Origin of the sequence: Pseudomonas sp. PDM28 (genome assembly GCF_019219115.1) — a bacterium.
Lineage (GTDB): Bacteria > Pseudomonadota > Gammaproteobacteria > Pseudomonadales > Pseudomonadaceae > Aquipseudomonas > Aquipseudomonas laurylsulfatiphila.
Map to the genome: position 1 here is coordinate 25,552 of NZ_JAHUWG010000013.1, position 17,602 is coordinate 43,153.

The window sequence follows — 17,602 nt, forward strand, 5'->3', positions numbered from 1 at the left end:
AAAACTGTGTCAAGACTGACACACAACTTGAAATACATTGCTGACAAGGACATAGCCATGCAATTGCCATTAGTGATCTATACCCATCACTACCTTCACTACACCCCACCAATCCTCGGTTAAAGGAGGGATTCATGAGCGTACTCGACAAGCTTCACGAACACATCAAGCGCAAGGGCCTGGGTCGCACGTTCAGTACGCTGTGGAAGCGCTATGTGTTCTTCCACTGGGAGTTGCTGTGGATGGAGCGCGACCTGGTCAGCCCGGTACCGCCGCACAAGCTGCGTCCCTATTCTCCCGTGCGCCAGGTGACCATCACCCCGCAGAACGCCACGGCGTTTGCCAAGCACTTCGGCGACCGCGTCGGGACCATGGCCGAGCTCGCCGCGGAAGGTCATACCGGGCATATGTACCTGGATGACGAAGGCCATGCGATCGGTTTCATCTGGGGCAGCACCCGGGATTATTTCGACCGTCACTATTACGGCTGCTGGTTCCCGGTCAAGGAAGGCGAGTTCTTCGAGTTCGGCGGCGAAATGACCCGCGCCTACTTCGGCACCCGCCTGTCCGTGGATGTCCAGGTGGCTCTCTGGGAAGCCATGGCGCTGCAAGGCTGCAACAAGGTGGTAGACGTCTGCGAGACCCACAATATCCCGGCGCTGAAACTGCACATCCGCATGGGCTACCAGGAACAGGGCCGCGTCACACACGTCTACGGCCTGTTCGGGCGCTGGCGCTTCTTCCGCGAAACCCGCTACAGCGGCTCACGCCTGGATCCGCTGCGCAAACCGGGGCGGCCGGTGGTGACGCAGGCGCAGGCGCAGGCTTGATTCCGGGGTTATCCGCTTTAGCGCGTCGCCCCCTTCGCGAGCAAGCCCGCTCCCACACTGGATTTGTGAACGACACAGATCAAATGTGGGAGCGGGCTTGCTCGCGAAGGGGACCAACAGCAACAGCACGCTATAGAGTTCCGGACATCAGCCCTTCACCACCACCCAGGTAAAACACAACGGCAACTGCGCCACCTGCTGCTGATAGCGGTCATACAGTTCTTCGCGGTTGGAGTGCGGGTATTCCTTGAAGTGACGGATCTGCAGGCCTGCGGCAATGGCGGCGCCGAAGAGGTCGCCCAGGGTGTGGGCGAACCAGTAGGACGGCGCGGCCGGCTGTTCGACCTTGCCCTCGTAGACGATCGGTTCGTGCTGCACGAAGGGTTCGCGACGGAAGTATGAACTGGTCGGGCGAAAAGGATCGGCGTCCTCGGGGTCGAACATTTCCAGGAACGGGTGGGTTTCGTAGACCACCAGCGCGCCACCCGGCTTCAGCGTACGCGCCACATGGCGGAAGAATTCGCCGATGTCCGGCATCCAGTTCAAGACCCCGATGGTGATCAGCGCCAGGTCGAAGCGCTCCTGCAGTGGCGCAGGCAAGTGGTGAATGTCCGCTTCGATGAATTGCGGCGCATGGGGCGAGCGGGAAGCCAGTTCCCGTGCCTGCTCGAGAAATGCGCCGGACTGGTCGACGCCCACCACGCTGCGCGCGCCCAGGGCGAACAGCGACAGGCTTTCGCGGCCGTTGTTGCAGCCCAGTTGCAGCACCTCCTTGCCGTCGACACCGGTCTGGGCCAGCAGCGCGGTCAGGGTGTCATCCAGGCAGGAAAAATCCGCCTGTTCCACGCCCTTCAACAAGGCTTGCCATTCGCTGGAGTCTTTGTGGTGACGGGCGGAGTCATTCCAGGCCTCGCGGTTGCTGGCGATGGCTTGTTCTTTTGTCGGCAGTTCCATTGCACGCTCCAGGGTTCGGGTTGTCGATTTGACCGGCCGGAGTCTAGATCAAGCCCATCCTGACAGATGTTGCGAACTTGTAATCCGCACAGCGCCGACGGCCGCCCCCGGCGCCAGCTATAGTTAATGACCTTGGAAGAAATGTGGTTAAACCGATTTAGCAGGTGTTGCCATGAAAAAGACCGACCTGACGCTTTTGTTCGCCTTCTGCCTGAGCCTGTCCGCTGCGGCCCACGCTGACGACTTTCCCAACACCACCGACTACAGCAGTGAATTCAACTATTACGGCGCCGACCAACCCTTCGCCCACCCCGCACCACCGTCCATGAACATCATCCCGCCGGGCTCATACATCCCGACCGCGCCCGGGGATTTCATTCCGGTTTCAAGCCAGCACGTGTTTACCGACTCGCGCCTGCCAACCGTGGCCGATGCCACGGTCCGGGTGTTTATCCGCTCCTACGATCCGGAGCGTGGCGTCTACGTGAACCAGGAAGTCGAGAATCCCGGTTGCTTGATGTCCTGCCTCAGACAGGGTCCGATGTTGCAGTGATTACCACTGGCGCTTGTCCGGACGGGCGAGGCCGAGCTTCTCGATCCGGTAGCGCAACATGTCACGGCTAAGGCCCAGCAGGCGTGCCGATTTGGTGACGTTCCAGTCAGTCTTGTCGAGCATCTTGCGCACCATGTCGCGCTCCACTTCCGGCAGGTTCATGGACTCGCCGCCGTTGTAGGACGGACGCTGTTCGCTGAAATGCTGCGGCTCGTGATGAAACATCGGTGGCTCATCCACCAGGCTCAGGCAGACGTTCAATTGATGGGCGGCGATGGTGTCGCTTTGCGCCAGCAACACGGTTTGCTCGAGCATGTTGCGCAATTCGCGTACGTTGCCTGGCCAGCTGTAGCTGAGCAGCAACTCTTCGGCCTGGTTGCTGAAATACAGGTTCGGCTTGCCGTAGCGTTTGCCATGCAGCCCCAGGAAGTGCCGGGCCAGCAGCAGGATATCGGCGCCACGGGCGTACAGGCGCGGTACCTTGATTGAAATGATGCGCAGGCGGAAAAACAGGTCGCGGCGGAATTTGCCTTGCTGGACCATCTGTTCGAGATTGCAGTTGGTGGCGCTGATGACCCGCAGATCGACCTTGCGCTCCTTCACCGAGCCGACCCGGCGAATGGTCCGGTCTTCCAACAGTTTGAGAAGCTTGGCTTGCAACAGCAGGTCCATTTCACCGATTTCATCGAGGAACAGCGTGCCGCCATCGGCCGCTTCCACCAGCCCCATGCGACGGTCCTTGGCGTCGGTGAAGGCACCTTTCTCGTGGCCGAACAGCTCTGATTCCACCAGGTTGGAAGGGATCGAGGCGCAGTTGAATTCAATGAACGGGCCTTTGCTGCGCGGGCCGTCGAAGTGCAATGCCCGGGCTACCAGTTCCTTGCCGGTACCGGTCTCGCCTTCCACCAGAACCGGCGGCAAATCGCTGTTGGCCATCCGCCGTTCGGCGTCGAGCAACTGGCTGATGGTGCCCTTGAGATACACCATCGGTGCCGACTCGCCAATCAGTGCCTGCACCCCCGACTTCTGGGCCTCACGCTCCTGGTAAAAGGACAGCGTGCGCTCCATGCGGTCGGTCGCCAGGGCCTTGTCCAGCAGCAGCTTGAGTTCCGGCAGGGCCACCGGTTTGGTGACGTAGTGAAAGGCGCCCTCTTTCATTGCCACCACGGCGTCTTCGACGTTGCCATAACCGGTCATCATGATCACTTTCAGATCCGGCGCGCTGATGCGCAGCTTCTGGATCAGGTCGTGACCACTCATGCCCGGCAACGAGTTGTCGGTCAGTACCACGTCAGGTGCGAAAGAACCCAATTGCTCCAGTGCATCTTCAGCCGAGTGGCAGACGGTCACCTCGAAGTCCTTGCGCTCCAGGTAAGTCTGAATATTCTCGGCGAGGATCTCGTCATCCTCGACCAGCAGAATGCTGTGCTCCATATACCCCTCCCGTTGCCACTTTGAAATTGAGACAAACACGGGTTCCTTCCTGCTCCCGGCTGGTCAGATCGACCGAGCCGTCAAACCGCTCCATTATTCTTTTGACCAGGGCCAGCCCCACACCCAATCCACCTTGTTTGGTGGTGAAAAACGGCTTGAAGACCATTTGCTGTTGTTGTTTGGACATCCCCTTGCCGGTGTCGGTCAGGATCATGCTCAAGTAGCCGGGCACCGGGGAATCGATCTCGATCGTCAGCATGCCCCCCTTGGGCATGGCTTCCAGTGCGTTGGCAAACAGGCTATTGAGTATTTGCGTCAGTAGCACCTGGTGGCTGACGACCGGTGGCACGCTGGCGGGAGCGAAACGCACTTCGACGTTCGAACGCTTGATCAGGGACTCGAAGGCACTCAGGGTGTCTTCGATGGCGAGCACCAGGTCGACCGTTTCAAAGTCGTCATTCATCGGCCGCAACGACACCAGCAACTCGCGCACCCAACGCGACATGCGGTCGACCTGATTGATGATATCGCCAATGTTTTTCTGTGCCGGCTGGCTGGCGATGACCTGGGCCAGTTCGGCGCTGGAACGGATATTGGCCAGTGGATTGCGCAAGCTGTGGGCGACCGCCGAGGACATCTCACCCAGGGCGACAAAGGTTTCATTGGCGATCAGCTGTTTTTGCTGGCTTTGCAACAGCATCGCTGCACGCCGCACGATCCAGAACAACCCCAGGTAGATCGCCGCCCCGCCAATCAGGGTCGCCAGCCAGATCGCCTTGAAGCCACGCTGGATGCGGCCCACCAGGTCCACCGGTTCCTTGTAGATCTCCACCATGGCAATCACTTTGCTTTTGTCGGCGTTGAACATCGGGATGTAGTTCTCGACGAACAGGTATTCCGGTTCACGCAACAGGCGCTGCTCGGGACGCTCTTCATCGATCTCGTGGTAGCTGGTGGACACCGGCGATTTCATTTCGAAGGATTCATCCAGCTCATCGTCGCCTTCGATGCGCACGCCGATCAACTCGGAGTTGGTCGACCAGACCACGGTGCGGTCCTGGGCATACACCGTCGCCAGCAGGATGTCCGGCAGATGTTTCACATGGTCGAGAAACTCGGAGCGTACGGTGGCCCGGGATTCGGGAGGGACGTCGGCATAGGCATGGTCCAGTCGCGGGTCGAGCATTTCGCCCATGGTCCTGCCCGGCGAAATCCCGGCATGACGGACTTCGGCCTCGCCAATGGCGTGGATGAACTGCGCGGTCAGCATCGAATCGCGTTCAATGCTTTCATCGACCACAAAGCGCGTGGAGATGTAGCCCAGCCCCAGCGCCACCACGCCAATGATGAAAAAACTGGCCAGGGAGAACCAGCGCAGCAAGTTGAACTGGGGCAGCCACCCCTTGCGCGGAGCGGCCGGGGCCTGCGGCGCAGGTACTTTTTGTTGTTCCAGTATCTGCATGGGGTCTGTCCTGAGTTCTTGAAAACCAGCCTTTGCAGCCATGTATCCAGTCAGTGTAGGTAACATTGATAGCAATTGACCGGCCCACGAAACTATTTCGACGCTATTGCATTTGGGGCACGTTCGGTTGTGCGACTGAGTGATGCTGTTCAGGTTCCTCGCTACCACTGGCCAGTGGCGCCACTGGCGGATGCTGACGGTCGGTTTCTTCTTGCAGGAAGTCGATGATGGACTGGGCGGACTTCTTGTCCAGCCGCAGGTTGGGCATCGAGATCCTGTTGTAGCGTTCGAACAGCTGCATCGCTATCGGGTCCTTTTCCGCCAGCATGCGATCCGGTTCGCGGATCCAGCGGTTGAGCCAGGCCGGATCGCGCTGACGGGTCACGCCGATCAGGTCCGGGCCGATGCTGCGCACACCGATGCCCTGCCCGTCCGTTGGGCCGAGGCTGTGGCAAGACGCGCAGCGGGTGCGGAACAGCTCTTCGCCATTGCTTGGGGGACGGATTTGCGGTGCATCGACGTAGCTTTCTTCCACGCTGGGCTGCTTCCAGTTCTGCAGGGTGTTGGCCAGTTGGTCGGCCAGAATCCACGGATTTTCGAACGGCGAGGCTTTCATCCAGCGGCCCGTTTCCTGGTTGCCGACGATCAGGCTCAGGTTGTGGTCCTTGTTGCGCCCGTTATCGACGCCGTCGATGAACAGGCCCAGTTTCTGCCGCAGCTCGGTGACGTCGGCGAATTCCCCGGTGAGGAATTTCCACCCGGGCCCGACCTGGAAGCGTTGCGCATAGGCCTTGAGCACCTCGGGGGTATCGCTCAAGGGGTCGATGCTGATGGAGTAGAAGAAAATGTCCTTGCCGACCCTGTCGCCCAGCAGTTTCTGCACCTGACGCAGACGCGCGGTTTCCAGGGGGCAGGAGTCGCTGCACGTGGTGAAGATGAAATTGATCACCACCACCTTGCCTTTGATCATGTCATCGAAAAAACGCAGTTGCTTACCGTTCTGGTCGGTCAGCAGGGTGTTGGGGAAATAGTCGCCGCCCCACGGGGTGGCGTCCTCAACGACAGCGGGTTCGGCAGCGGCTGCCGGAGCCGGTGCGGGCGTCGACAATGGCTGGCTGGCGACCAGCAACTGGCTGGCCAGCAAACCGGTCACCAACATCAGCACCAGGTGCATGCCCAAAGCGCGTGAGCGTGGTGAATGCGTCTTCATGTTCATGTCGACACCCTCCCTGTTCAAGTTCAGGACTGAAGCCGTTGCGATTGAGGAAGGTTGGCAGTGCGGCGCAACGGGCCAATGGCCGTCGGTGGAAACGGCAAGGGCGCCGCTGGCGTGGTGGGGTAATCAAAACGGGCCTGCACTGCAGGCAACAGAGCGTTCTGCCCCCGCGCGATGTTGCGTGAGCCTTTGACCCCGTCAGGCAAATCGAAGAATTCTTCGCTGCACTGCGCTTTTTTTTCCATCACCAGCCGCCTTGATGTCGTGAAGGGGGGTGATGGTGGTTTTGCAAGGATCTCGCCAGTTCTGTAACTGTTTTATGCAAAATCATTAACATTTGATAAACAATGGCTTATCAACATCAATGCGCAACGACCGGGGAAATGACTGGGGATTTGACCCGATAACGGGGAAAGTTCATCCCCATTTTCAGGGGGCGAGATTAAATGAAAGCCGGACGGTGGTGCCCTCGCCTTCACGGCTATCGAGGGTCACTGCCCCGCCAAAACGCTCCATGATCCGCTTGACCAGCACCAGCCCGACGCCCAGCCCGCTCTGCTTGGTGGTGAAGAACGGCCGGAAGGCCATGGCGCGCTGTTCTTCGCTCATGCCTATGCCGGTATCGCTGACCGTCACGCTGACACGCTGGGCTTCGCGCGGCTCGATCCGGATGGTCAGCGTTCCGCCGCTGCCCATGGCTTCCAACGCATTGGACAGCAGGCTATTGAGGATCTGGGTCAATTGCACGTGCTGGCTCAGGACCATGGGCGTCTGGTCCGGCTCGAACACCACGTTGACCCTGGCCTTGCCGATCTGCTGCTCGTAAGCCAGCAGGCTGTCGTGCAGTGCAGCCACCAGGTTCACCGGTTCAGCCTCGTCATTGAGCGGTCGCAGGGACTGGAGCAACTCCCGTACCCAATTCGACATGCGATCGACCTGTCCAATGATGTCGTTGATATTGCCGTGTGCCGGACCGTCGTCGAACTCTATCGCCAGCTCGGCGCTTGAACGGATGTTCGCCAACGGATTGCGCAGACTGTGGGCGACCGCCGAGGACATCTCCCCCAGCGCGACGAAGGTTTCGTTGGTGATCAATTGCTTCTGCTGCGTCACCAGCAGGATCGCCGCACGCCGCACGATCCAGAACAGGCCCAGGTAAATCAGAGCGCCGCCCAGGGCGGTCGCCAGCCAGATCAGCACCAGACCGCGCTCCATGCGGTTGATCAGGTCCTGCGGCTCCTTGTAGATCTCGACCATCGCCGTGACGGTGGTGCCATCGGCGTCGAACAGGGGAATGTAATTCTCGAGGAAGATGAATTTGGGGGGCACCACGAACTTCTGCTCCATGCGGGATTTGTCCACATCGTGGTAACTGGCCGACACGGAAATCCTGGAGTTGAATGCCCGTTCGAGGTCTTCATTGTCATGAATCGTGGTGCCCATCAAGGACGGATTGGTGGACCAGATCACCATGCGGTCGGGGGCATAGATATTGGCCAGGATCACGTCCGGCAGCTTTTCGATATGGTCGAGGAATTCACCACGGGCACTGGCCCGGGCCAGCGGGTCGACGTCGGGAAAGTCCTTGTCTGTTCGTGGGTCGAGCAACTCGCCCATGGTCCGCACGTTGGGAATCGATACATGACGTACCTCGGCCAAGGCAATCGACTGAACGAACTGTGAGGTCAACAGCGCATCGCGCTGCACGCTTTCGGTAATCACGAACCGCGTGGACACCGCCCCCAGCGCCACCACCACCGTGCCGATCACCGCCATGCTGATCAGCGAGAACCAGCGCAGCAGATCGAACGGCTGCTTGCGCGTTCTCAAGCGGACTTCGCTTTCGCTCGCAAGCACTTTAGCGATTGTGGTCATGGACACCTTCCCGGTAACCCCCCATTGGTTTATAGCCCACCCAAGGCAAATTGCCCGAACCTGGGGGTTGTGATTCCCCGCCCGCCCCTACGCCCCATCACCCCCAATATTGGGGGCACCCGCCCGTTTGAGCCCTTCCCGGTCTCTCGGCCGCGACTGCGTCAATGCCTTTACTCCGGGCCTCTCCCGGGCGTTTTCGCTGATTGGTATGGAAGTTGCCATCCTCCCTGCCAACTGGCCCATCCCCAAGGGGCAGGTACTTCGATAGAGGGAATACTCATGCACCCTTTACTGTGCAAAACCGCGACTGCACTGGTCGTGACCGCTCTGGCCCAAGGCATCGCCCAGGCAGCGCTGTTTGCCGTAGACCCGGGACCCTACCTGCCAGCCAATGGCAATTTCGCCGCCTGGTATCAAGATTCCCACGGCCGAACACTTGACCTGTGCCTGTCAAAGGCTGTCAGTTCCAGGGTTGCCAGCGCACCTGGAGCCCCGACTTACATGTGCTCGTTGATCCCGAACCCCGGGATTTTCGATGACACCCAACCGTTGGTCTTCCCGACCAACTTCCCCGACGAAGCGTTCTGGGCGACCGGCGAAACGACCATCGTCGACGCCGCCCGAGGCATCGACCTGACCTATGTCTCGGCGCTCGAAGCCGCCTTCAGCGGGGGTGATCCGCTGGAGGGCGATCAGATCAGTTTCGCCCGTATCCGTATCCGCGTCGACGTGCCCGTCGCCGGCACCTATGTCATCACCCACCCCTATGGCGTCGAGGTATTCAATATCGACACCCCCGGCCGGCGGGCGATCAACATGACCCGGGACATCGGCATCGGCGCGCCAAAAACCTACAACGGCGCGCTCAAGGGTGACGTCGGGCCGTTCCTGCGCAGCGTCAACGGCCCCTACACCGAGACCAACCCGACCACGGGCCAGGCGGAAAAATTCGTCGGCGACCCAAACCTCAACGAAGCCGTGACCGGCAGCCCGTTCAATACCAACTACGTGCGCATCGAAGGCCCCAATGGCCTGGACTTGCGCACCACCCTCTTCGCCGTTTCCGGCAAGTTGTCGTCGGTGGTCCGGCCGACTCCGGTGATCGCCGAACGCAGCACCTACTCGCGACATGCCGGCGCCAGCGCACCGGTGGCCCAGCAGGATGTGTTCGTGATGGCCCCGCCGCCACCGGCCAGCGTGACCCTGACCAGCAACAACCCGGTGCTGAACTTCTCCGAAGCGGACACCACCGGCCACTGGTATGCGCAGTCGCCGAGCAATCCGGCCCTGCCGAGCACCTTGCAGGTGACCGCCGACAACCACCTGGCGATCCCAAGCAGCACGCCGACCGTCTTGCCCATGCCGCTGACCGACCTGGTGACGATCTCACGTGCCGAGTACAGCCTGAACACCGGGCAAATCAGCATCACCGCCTCGACCAGCGATGAAACATCGCCACCGGTGCTCACGGCTACCACCGGCGCCGGTCTTGCCATCGGCGCCCTGAGTGGCGACGGCGCCGTGAAAAGCCTGGCCACCGGCATCACGCCGATTCCGCCAGCCCAGGTTCGCGTGACGTCATCCAATGGCGGCAGCGATACCGAAGAAGTGGTCATCGTGCAATGAACGCTCACATGCCCAGATCCTCATCAGGAGGCATCATGAACAAATGGCCACGCCTGGCGGTCAACGCCCTGGGACTGACTCTATCGCTGTCCGGCAGTGCTTTCGCGCAACTCGCCGCCGTCGATCCCGGCCCTTACACCTTTGCCACCGGGAAATTCCCGATCTGGTATCAGGACCAAAATCAGCTGTCGATGGAGCTGTGCCAGTCCCGCGCCGTCAGCACACGGGTCGCTGCCAGTGTGCCGCCGGCCTACATGTGCACCCTGCTGCCGACACCCGGCATTTTCGACGACACCCAACCGATGGTGTTCCCCGATAACTGGCCGGACGAAGCCTTCTGGTACCTGGCCGAAACCACCATCCCCAACAACGCCGCCGGTTATGGCATGGATGCTTATGTCGCCGGGATCGAGGCTGCATTTGCCGGCGGCAATCCGGTCGACGGCGACCAGATCAGCTTCGCGCGGATTCGCATGCGGATAAATGTTCCCACTGCCGGGACCTACACCATTACCCACCCCTATGGTGTGGAAACGGTCAACGTCACCACTCCCGGACGTCGTGCGATCAACATCACCCGGGACGTCGGCATCGGTGCGCCAGGGGTGTTCACCGGTGCGGTCAACGGCGCGATCGGGCCGTTCCTGCGCAGCGTCAACGGCCCCTACACCGCGGTGAATCCGGACACCGGCGCGGTCGAAACCTTCATCGGTGACCCAAACCTCACCGAGGCCGTGACCGGCAGCCCCAACAACACCAACTTCGTACGCATCCAGGGTCCGGCCGGGACCATCCAGACCAACCTCTTCACCGTGGCCGGCAAGGTGCTCGACAGCCGTGCGCAAACCGCGGTGGACATGAGCCGTGCCACCTACCGGCGCACCGCTGGCACGGGGGGCAACAGCACCCGGGTCGAAGTGTTCGCCAAAGCCGCCAACGGTTCGACCCTGTGCTTTCGCGAAAGCATCGCCCTGGTGCCCGGCCCGCCACCCACGCCTTGCCAGACCAGCATGGTGAGCGATAACAACGGCACGTTCTTCGCCCAGCATCTGCTGGCCAACGGCACCGTGCCTCCGGTCGTGGTGGTGACCGCCACCAACCCGGCCGGCACCACCCGCCCGACCGCGGTGTCGAGCAAGCTGTCGGACGTGGTGAAAATCCAGACCGCTCGGTATAGCTGGAGCAACCACAGCCTGCTGATCGAAGCCACCTCCACAGACGAAGTGGTGGTACCGGACATGGTCGCCCAGGGTTTCGGACGACTGACGAAATCCGGCACCCTGCAACGCCTGACGGTGGCTGACCTGGCCCAACCACCTGCAACCGTCACGGTGAAATCCGCCGCCGGTGGCAGTGACACCGAGCCGGTTGTCGTCGTCGGCACTGCACCGGACACCGGCGCCAACCAGGCACCGATCTCCGTCGCCGATACCGGCAGCACCAGCTTCGGCGTGCCGATCACCCTCAACCTGCTGGCCAACGACAGGGACCCTGATGGCAACACACCGCTGAGCATTACCGCGCTGACCCCACCGGCCACCGGTCAGGGCACCGTGGCATTGAGCGGCACCACGGCGGTGGTCTACACCCCTCCCGCCGTGGTCAACGCGCCGCTGACCGCGACCTTCACCTACAAGGCCCAGGACGTCAAAGGCCTGGCCTCGACGACGGCGGCAACCGTGACCATTACCGTGGCGCCTAACCGGCCTCCGGTGGCAGTCGCCGATGCTGTCACGACCCTGGGTGTGGCGATCCCGATCAACGTGCTGGCCAACGACACCGATCCGGAAGGCAACCTGCCGCTGGCCGTCGCCAGCTTCACTCCGCTACCGACAGGTCGCGGCACCGTCAGCAGTAACGGTACGGTGCTCACCTACACGCCACCGGCCAGCGTCCCCACGGCCTTCACCACGACCTTCACCTACTTCGCCAGGGACAGCTTCGGCGCCGTGTCGACGACGCCGGCCACGGTCACGGTACAGGTCTCGCCAAGGCCTGCTGCGGAAACCTTCGCCGTGACCACCGCAACGGTGAGCGCCCGCTCCAACAACCGCTTCACCTGGAACTTTGCCGGCACCTCATCGGTGACCACCGGCAACACCATCACCGTCAAGGTCACGACCCCTGCCGGGCTGGTCACACTGGGCACCACCTCTGTACCGGTGAATGGACGCTGGAAGTTGACGGTGAACAACACCACCACGGTGGTTCCGTCGGCGAACCCGACCGCCACGATCACCTCGTCCCAAGGCTCCGTGCGTTCGGTGCCGGTGATCGCCAACTGAGCCCACGCCCCATCAGCCACGCGGGTTGATGGGGCCGGCTTCAAACCTAAGGACAGGTCCATGAAAACTTCGACTGCCACCTTGCTCTGCCTGCTTCTGCTGTGCGGCATTACAGGCGTGCACGCCGACGATCTGCTGGAAAACGCGGACCTCGGCCCCGGTGGCGATCTTGGTGAGTTGCCACCACCCACAGGTCAGCACGCGCTGATCGACCAGAACGGCCAGGCCAACGTCGCGATGCTGCAACAGAACGGTCAGTCGTTGCTGGGCACCATCGTCCAGGCGGGAAGCAATCAGGAGGCTTACATCCTGCAACAAGGAAGCGACTTGATGGCAATGATCAATCAGCAAGGCTCCGGTAACGATGCCTCGATTACCCAGACAGGCAGCCACAACCGCGCCCGGATCTCGCAGAACGGCAATGACAACAGCGCCAGCATCGACCAGGCCGGCACGGGGCTGCAAAGCGCCGTGAACCAGTCCGGGAACGGCATGAGCGTTTCGGTCAAACAATATCGTTAAAGCACTGCACCCTATATGGAGATTCAATCATGTTCAAATTGACGCCCCTCACCGCCGCGATCCTCGTCATGGCCAGTGCCCAGGCCATGGCTGAAGACAGCATTTCCAACCAGTTTCAGGACGGCACCGCCAACATCGCCGACGTGAAGCAGATCGCGGCTGCGCTCAGTAGCGCCAATCAACAGCAACAGGGGCTGGCCAACGATGCCGCGGCGGTGCAGGACAGCGCCACCAGCACCATCGACCAGCAACAGTCCGGCCAGTACAACGCCGGATATGCCGAGCAGTTGCACGAAGACGGCAGCACCATCCAGCAGCTGCAATCCGGCACGTACAACAACACCCATGCCAGCCAGTCAATCGGCGTGGGTAGCAGTGAGGCCTTGCAGCAACAGGAAGGTAACGGCAACTTCTCGCTCATCTACCAGAGCAGTCAGGACGGCGCGTCCGCCAAGACCTTCCAGTTCGGTGACAACAACGAAGCCAACGTCGAACAGACGGAGGTGGGCATCGGCAACAAAGCAACGGTCACCCAGCACGGTAACGAGAACTACGGCACCGCCGAACAGGTGTTGCACAACGGCGCCCGGATGGACATCAACCAGAACGGCGACGGCAACTATGCCTATGGCGACCAGCGCAACGGCCAGGGCGGTAACCTGTCCATCAACCAGCAGGGCAACGGCAACGGCACCGAAGTCTGGCAAGAGACTCAGGTCGCCAGCCAGGCCACCATCAACCAATACGGGAACACCAACGAAACCATCGTCGACCAGAGCTTTGGCGATAACAACGTGGCTTCGGTGCTGCAGGTCGGCAACCTCAATGCCATCTATGCCGACCAGTACGAATCCGCCAACTCGACCCTGGCGCTGTATCAACAAGGCAACGGCAACGTGCATTTCACCTATCAAAACGGCACTGACCAGGTGCTCAATGTCACCACCACAGGTGACGGCAACAAGGTCTACGCCAGCAACTGGAAAGGCCCGCAAGCCGGCGGCCAGTTCGGCAAGAACCAGCGTGCGACCATCAACCAGAATGGCTACGACAACGTCGCCAATTTCACCCAGAACGGCACCGGCCATATCGTGACCACTAACCAGACCGGTACCGGCAACAAAACCACCGTCAGCCAGGACAATTTGTATAACGAGCTGTACTTCGACCAGAACGGCACTGACAACATCCTGATCTCCGACCAGCGCGGCGAGACCAACCTGGCCATGGGCAGCACAATGGGTTCGGGCAACAGCACCGAGTTCAATCAGGACGGCAGCAGCAACCGCGCGTACACCCAGCAATTGTCCGGCAGCAGCGACAACATGATCACCGTCAAACAGGCCGATACCATGAACGTGGCGTACGTGACCCAGGGCGGCACCGGCAACATCGCCAACATCGACCAGAGCGGCATGACCCAGACGGCCACCGTGCAACAATATGGTTCGACCAACCAGGCAACCGTGATGCAGCAGTAATCGGGGGGGTTGCGGGGCGGGTTACTTGGAAAAACGGAACACCGCCCGACATGTAGGAGCGAGCTTGCTCGCGATGGAGGTCAACGATGATGCGGGGAGCCTGACACCCCGCGGTGTTCTCAGGTTTATCGCGAGCAAGCTCGCTCCTACAGGGTAGGAGCTGCCGAAGGCTGCTCCTACCGGCGCGGTGTGTTGAATGGGCGGCCTTAGCGCACCAGTCGCTCGGCCAGCGCCTTGGCCTGGCTCGCCACATCGGTGACGGCCGTGCTTTCCCACCACATGCCGCGCAACGGCGGGCCCATGGCAAACAGACGGCTGGCGGGCAGCCCCTCGGCGTTCAGCACCGCGCCATCGACTTCTGCCGCGATGCCCAGGGCCAACGGCCCGGGCCGCACCAGGCCACGGGCGAGCAGTTGCCGGGGCAACGGTCGAGCGACCCGGCGCCAGTCGTATTCGATACCGCTGGAGTTGATCAGGGCAGCACCGCTGACCACACAGGCCTGCGCCTCGCCGCGTCGTCGAAGGCGGATGCTCACCCCGCCATTGATCGAAGGCTCAAGGCCCTGGTAGGACGCTGCGTGAATACGCAGCCGTCCTTCTTTATACAAACGCTCGACCAGTTCGGCACTCAAGGGTGGCGAGCGGTGGTGATGGCTTTCCCACCAGGGCCGCACATGCCGCACGAACTGCCGACGCTGCACATCCGTCGCCTGATGCCACAAGCGGCCAATGTGTGCCCGTACCGTGTCCAGTGGCGCCTGCCAGTCGATGCCCTGGGCGATGGCGTCCCGGCAGTGTCGACGCAATTCGCGCAGCAACTGGCGAGGTGTGCGGATGTCCTGATCCTCGGCGAGAAAATCCACCCAGGCCGGTGGCTGGCGGCGCACATGGGGCAGCAGACCATGGCGGGAAAACACTTCGATCGGCCCGCGATGGCCGGCCTGTTCGAGGGACACCACGGCGTCGACCATGGTCAGGCCCGAGCCGATGATCATGACCGTCGATTGCGCATCGAGCTGCTGCATGGCCGCCACATCCCACGGATCGAGGGCGGCCGCATTCAAGCCGCTGGATTGGGTTTGTGGCGTGCGCGCGGCGGGAAACATCCCGGTGGCCAGTACCGCAAAAGCGCCCTGCAAGCATTGGCCGTCGCTCAAGGTCAAACGCACGGCGTCTGCATCGGTTTGCAAATCGACCACCTCGGCCTGCACATGCTCGACCGTCGAACCGACCAAGGCGCCCACCGCCTGCGCTTCTGCAAGGCGCTGCCGAGCGTACAGGCCGAAGATTCCCCGAGGCGGAAACAATTCGCTGATCGGCACATGCTGCTGGTCCGACTCCGGCCAGCCCCCGCCGGCAATGTAGTCGGTGAGCCATTGGGTCAGGTCGTCGGGGTTGTCCGGGTCGACACTCATCCGCGCCGCGTTGCCGTTGAGCGTGTGGCCCAACTCCACCGCGCTGTAGGCTTCGCCCCGCCCCAACTCGGCCCGGGGTTCGATCACCAGCACCCGACGCCGGCCGGGCAAGCGCATCAACTGCGCCGCCAGCATCGCGCCACTGAGGCCGCCACCGACAATCAGGACATCGGCGTCATTGTTCAAGGTCTGGCCCATCCTGCTCTCCCTGTTCAGATCACCACATTTCGCACAAACCGCGCCGCTACCGTCCCGTCATTGCGATAACAGTGCGGCTGGTTGCTGGCGAACATGAAGAATTCACCCGCCGCAATATTCTGTGGCCGGTCGCCGAGCATAACGGTCAGGCAACCTTCGAAGACATAAATCTGCTCGCTCCAGCCATCGGCGTCCGGCTCCGAGGGATACACCTCGCCCGGTTGCAGGCACCACTCCCACTGCTCGACTTCGCGGCTGGCGCTGGCCTTGGAGAGCAACACCGCCCTACTGCCGGGGATCGTGCCGGTCCAGGCCAGTTCGTTGATACGGCTGGGATCGCGAGCATCGGGGGCCTGGATCAAATCACTGAAGGCGACGTCGAGCGCTTCGGCCACCCGGTCGAGGGTGGTCAGACTGACATTCTTTTCCCCCGCCTCGATCGCCACCAGCATTCGGCGGCTGACACCGGACTTTTCGGCCAGCGCGGTCTGGCTCAGGTCGGCGGCATGACGCAAACGACGAACATTTTGACTGACGTGCTGGAGGACCGAAGCCCGTTGGGTAGAATCTTTGTGCACTATATTGCTCACTGAGTGGGGTTGGGCAGTATACTGCGCAACATTCGGCGCATTGTGCGTCGCCCTCCAATAGCGTGCAAGGTCATGACGTCGGTGAATTCCCCAAAGGCTTCCTCCCGTTTCACAAGGTTCAGCAAGGCCGAATGCGTGCTGGTGCTGATCACGATGGTCTGGGGCGGAACCTTCCTGCTGGTCCAGCATGCGATGACCGTCAGCGGCCCGATGTTTTTCGTCGGCCTGCGCTTTGCCGCCGCCGCGAGCATCGTCGCCCTGTTCTCCTGGCGTCACCTGCGCGACCTGACCCTGTTCGAACTCAAGGCCGGTTCGTTCATCGGCGTGGCGATCATGCTCGGCTACGGCTTGCAGACGGTCGGGTTGCAGAGCATTCCCAGCAGCCAATCGGCATTCATTACCGCGCTTTATGTTCCGTTCGTGCCATTGCTGCAATGGCTGGTGCTGGGGCGGCGTCCGGGGTTGATGCCGAGCATCGGCATCATGCTGGCCTTTACCGGGTTGATGCTGTTGTCCGGGCCGTCCGGTGCTTCGTTCAACTTCAGCCCCGGTGAAATCGCCACCTTGATCAGCGCCGTGGCCATTGCGGCCGAGATCATCCTGATCAGCACCTATGCCGGCCAGGTCGATGTGCGCCGGGTGACGGTGGTGCAACTGGCGGTCACGTCGGTGTTGTCGTTCCTGATGGTGGTGCCGACCAACGAGGCGATTCCGGACTTCTCCTGGCTGCTGTTGTGCAGCGCACTGGGCCTCGGGGCGGCGAGTGCGGCGATTCAGGTGGCGATGAACTGGGCACAGAAAAGCGTGTCTCCGACCCGCGCCACGCTGATCTATGCCGGTGAGCCGGTATGGGCCGGGATTGTCGGGCGCATCGCCGGGGAACGCCTGCCGGCGATTGCCCTGGTCGGGGCCGGGTTGATTGTCGCGGCGGTGATTGTCAGTGAGCTGAAGACCAAGGGTAAGGCGGCTGCTGAGCGGGAACTGGAGCAGGAAACACAGCGATAAACCGCAGGTTTCCGCATCGCCAGATAAATCGCCTTCGCGGGCAAGCCCGCTCCCACAGGTTCAGAGGCGTTCACATAACTTGTGTACGACGCGGACACTGTGGGAGCGGGCTTGCCCGCGAAGGGGCCGGTCCAGACACCCCCCTCTCTGAAACAA

Annotated in this window: 15 protein-coding genes; 7 read left to right on the forward strand and 8 right to left on the reverse strand. The window is 61.6% G+C overall.

What is annotated here, in order from left to right; genetic code table 11:
* The first annotated feature begins 134 nt into the window (after positions 1-134).
* The gene (locus KW841_RS26740) at positions 135-830 is read left to right on the forward strand and encodes a GNAT family N-acetyltransferase (protein ID WP_218480357.1); all 696 of its coding nucleotides are present in this window, start codon (positions 135-137) and stop codon (positions 828-830) included.
* 147 nt (positions 831-977) lie between these two features.
* Here the strand turns inward: KW841_RS26740 and KW841_RS26745 are convergent, their stop codons facing one another.
* Entirely contained in the window at positions 978-1,784 is an 807-nt protein-coding gene (locus KW841_RS26745) for a bifunctional 2-polyprenyl-6-hydroxyphenol methylase/3-demethylubiquinol 3-O-methyltransferase UbiG (RefSeq protein ID WP_218480358.1), read from the reverse strand.
* A gap of 172 nt (positions 1,785-1,956) precedes the next feature.
* On the opposite strand from KW841_RS26745, the gene KW841_RS26750 reads away from it, so the two are divergent.
* Positions 1,957-2,337, forward strand: a complete 381-nt coding sequence (locus tag KW841_RS26750) for a hypothetical protein (protein WP_218480359.1) — start codon at positions 1,957-1,959, stop codon at positions 2,335-2,337.
* On the opposite strand, the gene KW841_RS26755 is transcribed toward KW841_RS26750, so the two are convergent.
* The 5 genes from KW841_RS26755 to KW841_RS26775 form a co-directional block, all read right to left on the reverse strand.
* Positions 2,338-3,771: a sigma-54 dependent transcriptional regulator gene (locus KW841_RS26755; RefSeq protein WP_102701425.1), complete on the reverse strand. Its 1,434-nt coding sequence runs from the start codon at positions 3,769-3,771 to the stop codon at positions 2,338-2,340.
* A complete protein-coding gene (locus KW841_RS26760; RefSeq protein ID WP_218480360.1) occupies positions 3,740-5,233 on the reverse strand; it encodes a sensor histidine kinase in 1,494 nt (497 codons plus the stop codon). The genes KW841_RS26755 and KW841_RS26760 overlap by 32 nt, the downstream gene beginning before the upstream one ends.
* Before the next feature lie 103 nt (positions 5,234-5,336).
* Positions 5,337-6,449 (reverse strand): SCO family protein, encoded by a 1,113-nt coding sequence (locus tag KW841_RS26765; RefSeq protein ID WP_218480361.1) that lies wholly within the window; start codon positions 6,447-6,449, stop codon positions 5,337-5,339.
* A 23-nt stretch (positions 6,450-6,472) separates the two neighbouring features.
* Complete coding sequence (locus tag KW841_RS26770; RefSeq protein WP_218480362.1) at positions 6,473-6,694, reverse strand: hypothetical protein; 222 nt, start codon at positions 6,692-6,694, stop codon at positions 6,473-6,475.
* A gap of 184 nt (positions 6,695-6,878) precedes the next feature.
* A complete protein-coding gene (locus KW841_RS26775) occupies positions 6,879-8,324 on the reverse strand; it encodes a HAMP domain-containing sensor histidine kinase (protein ID WP_218480363.1) in 1,446 nt (481 codons plus the stop codon).
* Positions 8,325-8,603: 279 nt separating this feature from the next.
* Here KW841_RS26775 and KW841_RS26780 point away from each other — a divergent pair, with 279 nt between their 5' ends.
* The 4 genes from KW841_RS26780 to KW841_RS26795 are packed head-to-tail and all read left to right on the forward strand — an operon-like array spanning position 8,604 to position 14,238.
* The gene (locus tag KW841_RS26780) at positions 8,604-9,950 is read left to right on the forward strand and encodes a hypothetical protein (RefSeq protein ID WP_218480364.1); all 1,347 of its coding nucleotides are present in this window, start codon (positions 8,604-8,606) and stop codon (positions 9,948-9,950) included.
* Between the two features lie 35 nt (positions 9,951-9,985).
* The gene (locus tag KW841_RS26785) at positions 9,986-12,235 is read left to right on the forward strand and encodes an Ig-like domain-containing protein (protein ID WP_218480365.1); all 2,250 of its coding nucleotides are present in this window, start codon (positions 9,986-9,988) and stop codon (positions 12,233-12,235) included.
* 60 nt (positions 12,236-12,295) lie between these two features.
* Positions 12,296-12,757: a curlin gene (locus tag KW841_RS26790; RefSeq protein WP_218480366.1), complete on the forward strand. Its 462-nt coding sequence runs from the start codon at positions 12,296-12,298 to the stop codon at positions 12,755-12,757.
* A gap of 29 nt (positions 12,758-12,786) precedes the next feature.
* Complete coding sequence (locus KW841_RS26795; protein WP_218480367.1) at positions 12,787-14,238, forward strand: curlin; 1,452 nt, start codon at positions 12,787-12,789, stop codon at positions 14,236-14,238.
* A 206-nt stretch (positions 14,239-14,444) separates the two neighbouring features.
* Here KW841_RS26795 and KW841_RS26800 read toward each other — a convergent pair whose 3' ends face one another.
* Both KW841_RS26800 and KW841_RS26805 read right to left on the reverse strand, forming a co-directional pair.
* Positions 14,445-15,851, reverse strand: a complete 1,407-nt coding sequence (locus KW841_RS26800; RefSeq protein ID WP_218480368.1) for an FAD/NAD(P)-binding protein — start codon at positions 15,849-15,851, stop codon at positions 14,445-14,447.
* A gap of 14 nt (positions 15,852-15,865) precedes the next feature.
* Positions 15,866-16,429: an XRE family transcriptional regulator gene (locus KW841_RS26805; RefSeq protein ID WP_218480369.1), complete on the reverse strand. Its 564-nt coding sequence runs from the start codon at positions 16,427-16,429 to the stop codon at positions 15,866-15,868.
* Positions 16,430-16,444: 15 nt separating this feature from the next.
* Between KW841_RS26805 and KW841_RS26810 the strand changes: the two genes are divergently transcribed.
* Positions 16,445-17,446: a DMT family transporter gene (locus KW841_RS26810; RefSeq protein ID WP_218480370.1), complete on the forward strand. Its 1,002-nt coding sequence runs from the start codon at positions 16,445-16,447 to the stop codon at positions 17,444-17,446.
* Positions 17,447-17,602: the final 156 nt, after the last annotated feature.

Bases quoted from the DNA above. Each gene is read 5' to 3' on its own strand.
- KW841_RS26770 (WP_218480362.1), bottom strand. From the start codon at position 6,694: ATGGAAAAAAAAGCGCAGTGCAGCGAAGAATTCTTCGATTTGCCTGAC.
- KW841_RS26740 (WP_218480357.1), top strand. From the start codon at position 135: ATGAGCGTACTCGACAAGCTTCACGAACACATCAAGCGCAAGGGCCTG.
- KW841_RS26790 (WP_218480366.1), top strand. From the start codon at position 12,296: ATGAAAACTTCGACTGCCACCTTGCTCTGCCTGCTTCTGCTGTGCGGC.
- KW841_RS26800 (WP_218480368.1), bottom strand. From the start codon at position 15,851: ATGGGCCAGACCTTGAACAATGACGCCGATGTCCTGATTGTCGGTGGC.
- KW841_RS26765 (WP_218480361.1), bottom strand. From the start codon at position 6,449: ATGAACATGAAGACGCATTCACCACGCTCACGCGCTTTGGGCATGCAC.
- KW841_RS26755 (WP_102701425.1), bottom strand. From the start codon at position 3,771: ATGGAGCACAGCATTCTGCTGGTCGAGGATGACGAGATCCTCGCCGAG.
- KW841_RS26795 (WP_218480367.1), top strand. From the start codon at position 12,787: ATGTTCAAATTGACGCCCCTCACCGCCGCGATCCTCGTCATGGCCAGT.
- KW841_RS26750 (WP_218480359.1), top strand. From the start codon at position 1,957: ATGAAAAAGACCGACCTGACGCTTTTGTTCGCCTTCTGCCTGAGCCTG.
- KW841_RS26780 (WP_218480364.1), top strand. From the start codon at position 8,604: ATGCACCCTTTACTGTGCAAAACCGCGACTGCACTGGTCGTGACCGCT.
- KW841_RS26775 (WP_218480363.1), bottom strand. From the start codon at position 8,324: ATGACCACAATCGCTAAAGTGCTTGCGAGCGAAAGCGAAGTCCGCTTG.
- KW841_RS26760 (WP_218480360.1), bottom strand. From the start codon at position 5,233: ATGCAGATACTGGAACAACAAAAAGTACCTGCGCCGCAGGCCCCGGCC.
- KW841_RS26745 (WP_218480358.1), bottom strand. From the start codon at position 1,784: ATGGAACTGCCGACAAAAGAACAAGCCATCGCCAGCAACCGCGAGGCC.
- KW841_RS26785 (WP_218480365.1), top strand. From the start codon at position 9,986: ATGAACAAATGGCCACGCCTGGCGGTCAACGCCCTGGGACTGACTCTA.